3 protein-coding genes are annotated in these 14,244 nt (G+C 74.6%); all 3 read left to right on the forward strand.

Going from position 1 to position 14,244, the window contains the following annotated elements:
* Positions 1 to 1,539 (forward strand): ABC transporter ATP-binding protein (locus tag ACFCV8_RS31375; RefSeq protein ID WP_376688882.1); only part of this gene is annotated, 1,539 nt, incomplete at its 5' end.
* Positions 1,540 to 1,596: 57 nt separating this feature from the next.
* On the forward strand, positions 1,597 to 12,495 hold the full coding sequence (locus tag ACFCV8_RS31380) for an amino acid adenylation domain-containing protein (RefSeq protein ID WP_376688883.1): 10,899 nt from the start codon (positions 1,597 to 1,599) through the stop codon (positions 12,493 to 12,495).
* Complete coding sequence (locus ACFCV8_RS31385; protein WP_376688884.1) at positions 12,482 to 14,206, forward strand: ABC transporter transmembrane domain-containing protein; 1,725 nt, start codon at positions 12,482 to 12,484, stop codon at positions 14,204 to 14,206. Before ACFCV8_RS31380 ends, ACFCV8_RS31385 begins: the two co-directional genes overlap by 14 nt.
* Positions 14,207 to 14,244 lie beyond the last annotated feature (38 nt).

A 14,244-nucleotide genomic window follows, 5' to 3' on the forward strand; every position in this document is an offset into this window, starting at 1 on the left:
GCGCTGCTCGGCGCGGCGGCCACCGCCGCGTCCACGTACCTGATCGGGCGGCTGGGTGCCGATCTCCTCGCCCGGCTGCGGGAAGGTGCCGTCCGCGCCGTGCTGGGCATGCCGAGCACCCGCGTCGAACAGGTCGGCCGGGGCGATGTGCTCTCCCGGGTGGGTGACGACGTGGCGGTGATCTCCAAGGGCATCAGATCCGCCGTCCCCACGGTGTTCTCGGCGGGGGTGCTGGTGGTCATCGCCACGGCCGGCATGTTCGGCCTGGACTGGCGCCTGGGCCTGGCCGGCGCCGGGGCGCTGCCCGCGTACGGGCTGGCCCTGCGCTGGTACCTGCCCCGCTCCGCACCGCTCTACCGGCGCCAGCGGGTGGCCCAGGCCGACCGGGCGCAGGCCCTCATCAGCGGACTGAACGGGATCGACACCGTTCGGGCCTACCGCCTGGAGGACGACTTCCGGGAGAGGGTCACCCGGGAGTCGTGGCGGGTGCGCGAGCTGGGTGTCGAGGTGTTCCGGTTCTTCGGCCGGTTCGTCGGCCGGGAGAACCGTGCCGAGTTCATCGGCCTGACGCTGATCGTCGTGGTGGGGTACGTCCTGCTGGAGGCCGACGCCGCCAGCCTGGGCGAGGTGTCCGCCGCCCCGCTGATGTTCCACCGGCTGTTCACCCCGCTCGGCGCCATCATGTTCACCTTCGACGAGGCGCAGAAGTCGGGCGCGAGCCTGACCCGCCTGGTCGGAGTGGTGGGGGAGCCCGCCGAGGAACGGCTGGTGGGTGACGCGACCGCCGCGCGGGCGGACGACGGTCCGTATCCGGTGGAGGTACGGGGGCTGACGTTCCGCTACCCCGGCGCCGAGGAGCCCGTCCTGCGGGACGTCGATCTGTCCATCCCGGCCGGCGGCTCGCTCGCCCTGGTCGGGGCGACCGGGGCCGGGAAATCGACCCTGGCCGCGCTGATCGCCGGGATCGGGACCCCGCAGTCCGGGGCGGTCCGCGTCGGTCCGCACGATCTCGCCACGCTGGACGAGGCGGGCGCGCGGTCCCTGGTGACCATCCTGACGCAGGAGACCCATGTGTTCTCCGGGCCGCTCGACGAGGACCTGCGGCTGGCCGCGCCCGGGGCGAGCGACGCCGAACTGCTGGCCGCGCTGCGCACGGTGGGTGCCGGGGGCTGGGTGGAGCTGCTGCCGGAGGGGCCGCGCACCGCGGTCGGCGAGGGCGGTGAGCGGCTGGACGTCACCAAGGTCGCCCAGATCGCCCTGGCCCGGCTGGTGCTGGGCCGCTCGCCCGTGGTGGTGCTCGACGAGTCGACCGCCGAGGCGGGCAGTGAGGGCGCGGCCGAGCTGGAACGGGCGGTGCTCGCCGCGTGCGCGGGCCGGACCACGCTCTTCGTGGCCCACCGGCTGACCCAGGCCATGGCGGCGGACCGGATCGCCGTACTGGACGCGGGCCGGGTCGTGGAGGAGGGCACGCACACGGAACTGGTGGCTCTCGAGGGCCGGTACGCGCGGCTGTGGCGCGCCTGGCGAGAGGGTAGTTAGGTAAACCTAAGTTAGGTTAGGCTAACTTTCATACCCCGGAAGGATGCTGAGTCTTCGATGACGGAACCGAGCGCCCCGCGCGTACTGCTCTCTCCCGCCCGCCTGGCCGGTCTGCGCCGCCGCACCGGCGACTACGGCGACCGGACCGTCGCCGCGGCCTGTGCCGCCGGGCTGGCGTACTGGGCGACCGGACTCGGCCCCGACGGCATGGGCCTCACCCCGGACACCCTCTTCCCCGACCTCCTCCGACAGGTCGACAAGAACGGCACCGGGGGCGGCGGCCGGCCCGCCGGGGCGGACGGCCTCGCCGTCGCCGCCCCCGAGGGTGTCCCGCTCGCCGACGCGCAGCTCGCCCTCGACGACCTGGCCGACTTCCCCGACCGTCCCCTCAAGACCATCGCCCCGTCCGACGCCGCGTCCCGGCTCGAAGCCCTCGCCCGGTGGAACGACAACCGGGCCGACCGGCCCCGCCCGGCCCTCATGGAGATGTTCCGCGAGCAGGCCCGCGCCCGGCCGGACGCCGTGGCGGTCGTCGACGGAAGCCGCACTCTGACGTACCGCCAAGTCGCCGCGTACTCCGCCCAGCTGGCCCACCACCTGATCCGCAGGGGACTCTCCGCCGAGCAGGTCGTCGGCATCTCGCTCGGCCGCTCGGCCGAGATGGTCGTCGCGATCCTCGCCGTGCTCCAGGCCGAAGGCGCCTTCGTACCGCTCGACCCGCTCTGGCCCGCCGCCCGCCGCGCCGTCGTCGTCGAGGACGCCCGGGCCGTGCTCCAGCTCAACGAAAGCGGCGAGCACGCCGACGGCGAGCCGGACGCGGTCGCCGTCGACCTCGACGACTGGGGCTTCGCCGACCAGCCGGCCGAGGCACCGGACGTGACCGTCCCCGGCGCCGCACTGGCGTACGTCATCTTCACCTCCGGTTCGACCGGACGGCCCAAGGGCGCCATGATCCGTCACGAGGCGATCAGCGAACGCCTGGTGTGGCAGGTCGAGGAGATCCTCCACTTCGGCCACGACGACGCCTCGCTGTTCAAGGCGCCGCTCTCCTTCGACATCTCCATCAACGAGATCTTCCTGCCGCTGGTCTCCGGCGGCAGGCTGGTGATCCTGCGCCCCGGCGGCGAACGCGACCCGCACCACCTGCTCGGCGTGATCGCCGAACACCGCGTCACCTTCACCTACCTGGTCTCCTCCATGCTGGACGTACTGCTGGAGATCGCGGGCGACTCCGGCCGCCTGGACAGCCTGCGCCATGTGTGGTGCGGCGGCGAGGTGCTCACCCCCGAGCTGTACGAGCGCTTCCGCGCCCGCCTCGGCATCCCCCTGTACCACGGCTACGGACCGGCCGAGACGACCATCGGCATCTCCCACGTCGTCTACCGCGACGAGGCCGAACGCCTCACGACCTCCATCGGCCGCGCCAACCCCAACACCCAGCTGTACGTCCTGGACGACGAACTGCGCCCGGTCCCGGCCGGCGTCGGCGGCGAACTGTACGCGGGCGGACTCCTGCTGGGCCGCGGATACGTCAACGCCCCCGGCCTGACCGCCTCCCGCTTCGTCGCCAACCCCTTCGCCGACGACGGCTCCCGCCTCTACCGCACCGGCGACCTGGCCCGCTACGCCCCGGACGGCACACTGGACTTCCTCGGCCGCGCCGACAACCAGATCAAGATCCGCGGCATGCGGCTGGAGACCGAGGACGTCGAGGCCTCGCTCGCCGAACACCCCGGCGTACGGCACAGCTGCGTCGTCGCGAGGAAGAACACGGCGGGCGGCACCTACCTGATCGGGTACGTGCTCCCGGCCGCCGGCCACGAAGGACTGCGGGCCGAGGTTGTCAGGGAGTGGGCCGCCCGGCACATGGTCGAGTACATGGTCCCCGCCCACCTCGTCGTCCTGACGGAGTTCCCGCTCACCGCCAACGGCAAGATCGACCGGGGCGCCCTGCCCGAACCCGTGATCGCCACCGATGGCGCGGCGGAGCCCGTCACCGAGGAGGAGCGGCTGGTGTGCGCCGCCGCCGCGAAGGTGCTCCGACTGGAACGGACCGGCACCGACCAGGACTTCTTCCGGCTCGGCGGCGACAGCATCCTGGCCATCTCGCTGCTGGGCGCCCTGCGTGAGGACGGCCTCCACGTCACCGCGCGGCAGATCTTCACCCACAGCCGCCTCGGGGCGCTCGCCGCGGTGGCGAGCCGCGAGGAGACCGCCGCCGCCGACCACGGCGACATCCCCACCGGCCCCGTCGTCGGCCCGCCCGTCCTGCAGTGGCTCGGCGAGACCACCGACGCGATCGACGGCTTCGTCCAGTCCGTCGTCCTCAACACCCCGGCGGAGCTGACCGGGCAGGCGCTCGACGCGATCCTCGCCGCCGTACTGGAACGGCACCCCATGCTGCGGGCCCGGCTGGTCCGCGGCGAGCGCTGGAGCTTCGACGTCCCCGGACCCGGCCGGACCGCCGCCCCGATGTGGCAGGAGAGCGGCCTGCCGCCCGGCGACTGCGCGGCGCTCGCCGCCGAGGGCCTCGACCCGGACGGCGGGACCATGCTGCGCGCCGTGTGGCGCCGCGCCGAACGCCAACTGGTGCTGGTCGCCCACCACGTGGTGATCGACGGGGTGTCCTGGCGCATCCTCATGGACGACCTGGCCACCGCCTGGCGGCAGTACGCCGCGGGCGACCCCGTCGAACTGCCGCCCGTGGGAACGTCGTTCCGTCGCTGGATCCAGCTGCTGGACCGGGCCGACTTCGAGGCGGACCGCGCGTACTACGACACCCCGCCGCCCGCCCCCGACGCCCCCCTCGGCCGGCGCGCCCCCGAGGCCGGTGACACCGTGGCCCGCGAACGCGTCCGCACCCTTACCCTCGGCCCCGACGAGACCGCCGCGCTCCTCGGGCCCGTCCCCGCCGCGTTCCACGCCGGCGTCAACGACGTCCTGCTGACCGCGCTCGCCGTCGCCCTCGCCCGCCACCGCCGCGACCTGGGCCAGGACCAGACCTTCGCCCGCATCGAGCTGGAGGGACACGGCCGCGAGGCCCGCCATGTGGCCGGGGCCGCCGGGTTCGAACCCGAACTCTCCCGTACGGTCGGCTGGTTCACCACCCTCTTCCCGGTCACCGTCGACCCCGGACCGGCAAACGACCCCACCGCCCCCGGCTATCTGGCCGCCGCACTCAAGGCGGTCAAGGACGCCCTCGCCGCGGTGCCCCGCAACGGCCTCTCCTACGGCGCCCTGCGCCACCTGACCGCCACCCCGCCCGCCACCCCGGCCCCACAGGTGCTCTTCAACTACCTCGGCCGCTTCGACGCGGGCTCCCCCGGCGACTGGCAACTCACCAGCAGCACCGGACAGTTGGGCGAGAGGCGCGACCCGAGGATGCGGCTGCCGCGCGCCCTGGAGTTCAACGCCATCGCCGAACCCGACGAGAACGGCGCCTACCGGCTGGCCATCACCGTTTCCTGGGCCGAGGGCCGCTTCACCGAACAGGACATCACCACCCTCGGCGAATACTTCCGGGCCGCGCTCACCGGGCTCGCCGCACTGGAGGGGGGCGGCCACTCGCCCAGCGACTTCCCCCTGGTCCGCCTCACCCAGGCCGACGTCGACGCACTCGACGGACCGGCCCTGCGCGACATCCTCCCGCTGACCCCGCTCCAGGAGGGCCTGTACTTCCACTCCGTCTTCGACGGCGAGACCACCGGCGCCTACGTCGAACAGCAACTCCTCACCCTCGAAGGCGAGGCGGACCCCGCACGGCTCGCGGCCGCGGCCACCCGGCTGCTCGCCCTCTACCCCGGCCTCGCCGCCCGGTTCACCGCCCTCGCGGACGGCCGCGTCGTCTGCGTACTGGACGCCGGGACAGCGGCCCCCTTCACCGTCCTGGACCGTCCCGGACTCACCGACGAGGAGATCCGCGCCCACGCCGAGCGGGACCGCCGCGCCGGCTTCGACCTGGCCACCGGCCCGCTCATGCGCTACACCCTGATCCGTGCGGGCGCCGGCCGCGACATCCTGGTCCAGACCGTGCACCACATCGTCGCCGACGGCTGGTCCGTCCCGCCGATGCTCCGCGCCCTGCTCGCCGAATACCACGCCCCGGGCACCGTGCACCCGCTCGGCGACCACCGCGACCACGTGCGCCGGCTCGCCGCCCACGACCACGAGGAGAGCGAGGCGGTGTGGCACGGCGAACTCGCCGGACTGCCCGGCCCCTCCCTGGTCGCCGAGGGGCACACCCCCTCCGAGCGGTTCGCCGACACCACCGCCACGGCCGAGGGCGACATCCTCGCGGCCGCCCGCACCGCCGGTGTCCCCCTCAGCGTCGCCGTGCACAGCGCCTGGGCCCTCACCCTGGGTGGCCTCCTGCACTCCACGGACGTCGTGTTCGGCTCCACGGTCTCCGGGCGCGACGCCGAACTGCCCGGAATCCAGGACATGGTGGGCCTGTTCATCAACACCGTCCCGGTACGCGCCCACTGGGACGCGAACACCACGGCGGCCGAACTCCTCACCAGTGTCAAGGACCACCAGAGCGCGGTCCTCGCCCACCAGCACGTCTCCCTGGCAAGGATCGCCCGCCGCGCCGGGACCGGCCCGCTCTTCGACACGCTCGTCGTCTTCGACGTGGCCACCGACCCGGACACCCTGCGCGGCCCCGGCCACACCCTCGCCATCACCCGCATCACCAACGAAGGCGCCCCCCACTACCCGCTGACCCTGGTGGTGGAACGCACCTTTGACGGCCGCCCCCTCTTCCGCCTCATCCACGACGGCGCCCTGCTGCGCCCCGCGAGCGCCGAGGCGATCCTGCGCACCTTCACCCGCGCCCTCACCACCCTGCTCGCCCGCCCCGGCGCCCCGGTCCGCGAGACCGTCGCCCCCGCCCCGCTCCCGGCGCGCCCCGCCCCGAGGACGCTGGACGCGCTCCTCGACGCCGCGGTGCGCCGCGACCCCTCGGCCGTCGCCGTCACCCACTGCACCCTCGACGGCGCGACCAGGTCCCTGACCTACGGCGAACTGGGCGCCGCCAAGGACGAGCTGGCCGATGTGCTGCGGGCGGCGGGGGTCGGCCCCGGAGCCCGGGTCGCCGTCGCCGTACCGCGCTCCCCGGAGCAGGTCGTCGCCCTGGCCGCGGTCGTCACCGCGGGCGGCGCGTACGTGCCGCTGGACCCGGCGTACCCGGACGAGCGGCTGGCCCACGTCCTCGGCGACTGCGCCCCGCAGGTCGTGCTCGTGGACCGCGGACAGCGGGCCCGCTTCGGCCGCCTCCTGGCCCGTACGGGCACGGCGGCCCGGGTCCTCGTCCAGGGCGAGGAACCCGCCCCCGCCGCCCCCGTGCCGGGGGAGCGCCCCCGTCCGCGGGACGCCGCGTACATCATCTACACCTCGGGCTCCACCGGCCGCCCCAAGGGCGTCGCCGTCCCGCACGCGAGCGTGGTCACCCTCCTCGCCAACACCCGCCCCGCCATGGACTTCGGGCCCGACGACGTCTGGGTCCAGTTCCACTCCTTCTCCTTCGACTTCGCGGTCTGGGAGCTGTGGGGGGCGCTGCTCCACGGCGGTGAACTGCTGGTCCCCGACTACGCGCTGACCCGCTCCCCGGCCGACTTCCGCCGGCTCGTCCACGACCGCGCGGTGACCGTGCTCAACCAGACCCCGTCCGCGTTCTACCAGTTCATCGAGGCGGACCGGCTCGCCGCCGAACCGCTCACCGCACTGCGCCGGATCGTCTTCGGCGGCGAGGCACTGGACCCGGCGCGGCTGCGCGGCTGGGTCGGGCGGTACGGCGCCGACGCCCCCGAACTGGTCAACATGTACGGGATCACGGAGACCACCGTCCATGTCACCCACCGGGTGCTGACCGGGGCGGACTTCGAGCCCGGCACCGACGTCAGCCCGATCGGCGGCCCGATCCCCGGGCTCACCGTCCATCTGCTCGACGACCGGCTCCGCCCGGTCCCGCCGGGCCGGACGGGCGCCATCTACGTCTCCGGCGACCAGGTGGCGCTCGGCTACCTCGGGCGGCCGGGGCTCACCGCGGGCCGGTTCGTGGCGGACCCGTTCGCCGCCGACGGCTCCCGCATGTACCACACCGGCGACCTGGCCCGCCGCACCCTCGACGGCGAACTGGAGTTCGCCGGCCGGGCCGACGACCAGGTGCAGCTCAAGGGGTTCCGGATCGAGCCCGGCGAGGTGGAGTCGGCACTCCGGGAGCTCGACGGGGTCGTGGACGCGGCCGTCACGGTGGCCCGGAGCGGCGACCATCTCGTCGCCCATGTGGTGGGGCGGGTGCCCGCCGACCTCACCACCCGGCTCTCGGCCACGCTGCCCGCGTACATGGTGCCGGGCCGGGTGCTGGCCGTGGACGCCCTGCCGCTGACCGTCAACGGCAAGCTGGACCGTGCGGCCCTGACCGCCCGGGCCGAACGGAAGGACGACGCCCCCGCCCCGGCCTCCCCGGCCGAGGACGCCCTCGCCGCGCTCGTCGGCGTCTTCGGCCACGCGTTGCCCGGCGCCGCCGTGGACGCCGACACCGACTTCTTCGCCGCCGGGGGCGACAGCATCGTCGCCATCACCGTGATCAACCGGGCCAGGGCGCTCGGCCTGCCGATCGCACCCCGGGACGTCTTCCTGCTGAAGACCCCCCGCGCGCTGGCCGCGCACCTCGCCGCCCGGACCCCGCGCACCGGGGCCCCCGCCCCGGTCCGCCGTGAGGACGGGCCACTGCCCGCCACCCCGATCATCCTGCGCCAGCGCGGACTCGGCGGCTCGCTCGACCGGTTCGCCCAGGCCAGGACCCTGGCGGTCGCCGAAGGGACCACCCTCGCCGACCTCCGGCGGGCCGCGAGCGCCGTCCTCGCCGCGCACCCGGCCCTGCGGCTGAGGCTGGGCACCGAGCACGGGGTGTGGACCCTGCGCACCGAACCCGCCCGCGAGGCCGACGTCGTGACCACCGACGCCCCCGACGCGACGGCGGCGGCGAACGAGGCCGCCGGACGGCTCGACCCCGGCGCCGGGCACATGAGCGCGTTCTCCTGGCTGGCCCCGAGCCGCACCCTGGTGATCACCGCCCACCACCTCGCCGTCGACGCGGTCTCCTGGCTGATCGTCCTCGACGACCTCGCCGCCCACCTCGGCGGCACCACCCCCGCACCGCCCACCACCTCCTACGCCGAGTACGCCGAGGCCCTGACGGCGCACACCGCGGCGGACACCGGCAGCCTCGGCCACTGGATCGGGACCCTGGCCGCACCGCCCCTGCTCCCCGAGGTCCGCCACCCGCGCACGGCCACCGTCCTACTCCCCCCGGAGACCAGCGAACTGCTGACCCGCACCGCCCCCACCGCCCTCGGGACGGGCCTCACCGAGCTGCTGTGCGGCGCCCTGCGCACCGCCCTGACGGCCGTCCAGGCCGGGACACCCACCGACCTCGCCGTCGAACTCGAGCGGCACGGCCGGGTCCCGGTCCTGGAGCACCACGACTACACCCGCACCGTCGGCTGGTTCACCTCCATCGCCCCCGTCCGGCTCACCCCGCACACGGACCCGGTCGCTGCGGCCCGCGAGGTCGCCGAACGTCAGCCGGACGAGCGCGGACACCTCGCCTACGGCCGGCTGCGCCACCTCGACCCGCAGACCGCCCCGCTGCTGACGGCCCGCCCCCAGGTGCTCCTCAACTACCTGGGCCGGGGCGGCGAGTCCCACGTCCCCCGCATCACCGGCGGCGAGCAACCCACCCCGTACGCCGTCGAGGTCAACGCCTGGACCGACGAAGCGACGGGCCGCCTGCACGCCGAGTTCACCCTCGCCGAGGGCGTCCCCGACACCATCACCGGGCACTGGCTCCAGGCCCTGGAGCACATCGCCGACACCGCCGCCACGGCCGAGCGCACCGCCCCGGTCACCCCGCTCCAGCGCGGCCTGTTCTTCCAGGCCCAACTGGCGGGGGCGGCCGGACACTACGTCGCGCAGAGCTGGTTCACCTTCGGCCGACGCCTGGATCCCGACGCGCTCGCCGAGGCGATGGCGTACGTGATCGCCCGGCACCCAGCCGCCGGAGCCGGGTTCACCACCGACGACGACGGCAGCCCCGTACAGACCCTCGCCGCCGGGCGCCGGGTCGCCGTCCGCACGGTCGAGGTGACCGACGAGGCGGCGGCCGGGGCGCTGCGCACCCGGGACCGGGAGACCGGCTTCGACCTCGGCGAGCCGCCGCTGATCCGGCTGACCGTGGTCCGGCTGCCGGGCGGAGCGGACGGGCTGCTGCTCAGCTACCACCTGCTGCTCTGGGACGGCTGGTCCCGCGAGATCGTGCTGCGCGACCTGTTCGCCGCCTACGAGGCCGTCGTGGCGGGCGAGCCGCTCGCCGCCGCCCCGGCCGTGCCGGGCTTCGAGGAGTACGCCCGCACGCTGGCCGCCGAGGACCCTGGGGCGGCGCACCGCTTCTGGGCCGGTCACCTGGCCGCACTGCCCGGCCCGACCCTGCTCGCCGGAGTGGCCCCGGCCCTCCCCGACACCCTCCCGCGCGCCCTGACGCACACCATGTCCGCCGAACTGTCCCGGCTGCTGCGGGACGCGGCCGCCGCCCACGGCGTCACCCTGAACACGGTGCTGACCGGCGGCCTCGGTCTGCTCCTCGGCGCCCGCACCGGCCGCGCGGACGCGGTGTTCGGGGTGACCGTCTCCGGCCGCGAGGGCGAGGGCCGTTCCGGCATCGTCGGCGTCCTGCTCAACACCGTCCCGATGTGGACCCGGGCCCGGCCCCACGACACCGTCGGCGACTACCTGACCGCCGTCCAATCGGCCCGTGTCGAGGCGATGGACCACGAGCACCTGGGGCTCGGCGAGATCCAGCGGGCCGCCGGACACGACACCCTGTTCGACAACCTGTTCGTGCTCCAGAACTTCCTGGACCAGGAGGCGTTCGCCGCGATGAACGCCCGGCACGGCATCACTTCGGTGCGGGCCGACGACTCCACGCACTACCCGTTCACCTGGGTCGTCACCCCCGGCGACCGGCTCACCGTCAAGCTGGAACACCGCGACGACGACCCGGCCGGCGCCCGCCGCCTCCTCGACGACTACCTGCGCGTCCTCACGGACCTCGCCCGCGCCACCGGACCGGTGGGCGCGCTCCCCGGGCCCGCCCCGGCCCCCGGACCCGCCGGGCGGACCCCGGTCGGCACGGACACCGTCGTCGACCGCTTCGACCGGGCGGCCGACCGCGACCCGGGCCGCACCGCACTCGTCGCCGACGGAGCGAGCCTGACCTTCGCCGGACTCCGCGACCGCAGCCGCCGGCTGGCGGGTGTACTCGCCGCCCGGGGCATCGGCCCGGAGCGGACGGTGGGCCTCGCCGTCCCGCGCTCGCTCGACTCGATCGTGGCGCTCTTCGCGGTGCTGCGCGTCGGCGCCGCCTACGTACCGCTGGAGCTGGACCACCCGGACGAGCGGATCGCGGCCATCGTCGCGGACGCCCGGCCCGACGCGGTCCTCACCGTCGACGCGGTGGCCCACCGCATCGGCGGCGAACCGATCGTCCTGGACCGCCCGCTGCCCGAGGCCGAGCCGTACACCACCTTCGCGCCCGAGGACCCGGACCGGCTGCGCCACCCCGCGTACACCATCTACACCTCCGGATCGACCGGGAGGCCCAAGGGAGTGGTGACCGAGTACGCCGGGCTCACCAACATGCTGATCAACCATCAGCGGCGGATCTTCGGACCTGTCCTGGCCGAGCACGGCCACCGGGTCTTCAAGGTCGCGCACACCGTGTCCTTCGCGTTCGACATGTCGTGGGAGGAGCTGCTCTGGCTCGCCGACGGCCACGAGGTCCACATCTGCGACGAGGAGCTGCGCCGCGACGCCCCCCGGCTCGTCGAGTACTGCCGCGCGCACGGCATCGACGTCGTCAACGTGACCCCGACCTACGCTCAGCATCTGGTGGCCGAGGGACTCCTCGACGACCCGGCGCGGCGCCCCGCCCTGGTGCTGCTCGGCGGCGAGGCGGTCACCCCGAAGCTGTGGCAGCGGCTCATCGACACCGAGGGGACCGTCGGCTACAACCTGTACGGGCCCACCGAATACACCATCAACACCCTCGGCGTCGGCACCTTCGAATGCGAGGACCCGGTGGTCGGCGTGGCCATCGACAACACCGAGGTGTACGTGCTCGACCCGTGGCTGCGCCCGCTCCCGGACGGCGTGCCCGGCGAGCTGTACGTATCGGGCGTCGGCATCGCCCGCGGCTACCTCGGGCAGAGCGCCCAGACCGCGCACCACTTCGTGGCCTGCCCGTTCGGCCGGCCCGGCGAGCGGATGTACCGCACCGGGGACCTGGTCCTGCGCCGCCCCGACGGCAACCTCGCCTACCTGGGCCGCACCGACCAGCAGGTCAAGATCCGCGGCCACCGGGTCGAACCCGCCGAGGCCGAAGCGGCGTTCGCGGCGCACCCGGCGGTGCGGTTCGCCGCCGTGGTCGCCCAGCCCGACCCGGGGGCCGGCGGCGCGTACCGGCTGGCCGCCTATCTCGTGCTCGACGGCGCCGGACTGGCGCAGGTCGCCGCCGAGGCGGGCGCCGCACTGCCGGACTTCCTGCGCCCGACCCACTACGCACAGGTCGACGCCATCCCGCTGACCGTGAACGGGAAGGCCGACACCAAGGCACTCCCGGAAGCCCGGCCGCTCGGCGCGCTGACCACCGCGGCCGAACGCGGACCGGAGCCCGGGACCGAGACCACGGTCTGCGAACTCTTCGCCGAAGCACTGGACCTGGACGACGACGAGGTGAGCGCGGTGAGCGACTTCGTGGCCCTGGGCGGCCACTCCATGCTGGCGGTAAGGCTGACCGGACTGCTCCGGCGCGAGTACGGCCCCGTCCTGACCATCCGTGAGCTGCTGACCCTGCGAACCCCGGAAGCGATTGCCCGCCACCTCGATGAGAACTCCTGACATGCCGCCCACGAGCAACGACGCGGGGTCCCGCACCGGCGCGGACATCCTGCGCACCGCGCTGCGCCGCAACACCGGCGCCATGGCCCGGGGCACCGTCCTCATGGGCCTGTACCAGGCGGGGGAGACCGCCTTCCCGATCGCGCTCGGCCTGATCGTCGAGCACACCCTGCGGGACCGCGGCCCCGCCGCGCTCGCGCTGTCGATCGGGGCGCTGGCCGTGATCATCACGACGGTGTCGCTGTCGTGGCGCTTCGGGATGCGGGTCCTGCAGAAGGCCAACACCACCGAGGCACACCGCTGGCGGGTCCGGGTCGCCGCCTGCGGACTCCAGCCGGTGGCCCGGGACGCCGGGCTGAAGTCCGGCGAGGTGCTGACCATCGCGACGGAGGACGCCGACCAGACCGCCGACATCGTCGAGGTGGTGCCGCTGCTGGTCAGTTCGCTGGTCGCGGTGGTGGTCGCGGCGGTCGCGCTGGGCCTGGCCGACATCCGGCTGGGGCTGCTGGTGATCGTGGGGACCGTGGCGATCCTGTCGGTCCTGGCGGTGCTGTCCAGGCGGATCGGGGCCCGCACGCGGGAGCAGCAGGCCCGGGTGGCGCGGGCCGGTGCGAAGGTCGCCGACCTGATCACCGGCCTGCGCCCGCTGCACGGCTTCGGCGGCAACCACGCGGCGTTCGGCTCCTACCGGCGGGTCAGCGCGGACGCGCGGCACCAGGCGGTCGCGGTGGCCCGGGCGAACGGCGCCTACGCGGGCGCGGCGCTGGCCCTGAACGCGGTGCTGGCCGCCGCCGTCTCGCTGACGGCCGGGTGGCTGGCGTTCGAGGGCCGGATCACCCTCGGGGAGCTGGTGATGGCGGTGGGCCTGGCCCAGTTCATCATCGAGCCGCTCAAGATGTTCTCGGAGATGCCCAAGTACGTGATGACGGCGCGGGCCTCGGCCGAGCGGATGGCGCTGGTGCTGGCAGCGCCGCCGGTCACGGTCCCGGGGGACAGGAGCCCCGACCTCTTTGCCCGGCAGGTCCTCGTGCTCGACGGCGTCCACCACGGGGCGCTGCGCGGGGTCGGCTTCGAGGTGGCCGCCGGGGAGTTCGTGGCGGTCGCCGCCTACCACCAGCGCCAGGCGGCCGACCTGGCCGCGGTCCTCGCGCTGCACGCCCCGCCCGGCACGTACCCGGGAACGGTACGGGTCGGCGGCCGGCCGCTGGAGGAGCTGTCGGCCGCGGCGGTCCGGGCGTACATGCTGGTGAATCCGTACGACGGGGAGATCTTCGCGGGCACCCTCCGCTCGAACATCGACCCGTCGGGCACCAGCCGGACGGTCGCCGAGGCGGTCGAGGCGTCCCTGCTGACGGATGTCGTCGCCCTGCACCGCGAGGGGCTCGACCACCCGGTCCGCGACCGGGGGGCGAACCTCTCCGGCGGGCAGCGCCAGCGGCTCTCGCTGGCCCGCGCCCTGGCCGCCGACACCGAGGTCCTGGTGCTGCACAACCCGACGACGGCCGTCGACGCGGTCACCGAACAGCTCGTCGCGCGCCGGATCGCCCAGCTGCGCCGGGGCCGGACCACTGTGGTGGTCACCAGCAGCCCGGCCCTGCTGGACGCCGCCGACCGGGTGCTGGTCCTGGACGGAGGCGTGATCACCGCCGAGGACACCCACCGCAATCTGCTGGCCGGGGACGAGGGGTACTGCCTGGCAGTGGCGCGATGAGCGGGCCGGCCGGGAACACCGGGGCCCCGGTGCACCCG

Source organism: Streptomyces sp. NPDC056347 (assembly GCF_042262625.1).
In the GTDB taxonomy this organism is placed as follows: domain Bacteria; phylum Actinomycetota; class Actinomycetes; order Streptomycetales; family Streptomycetaceae; genus Streptomyces.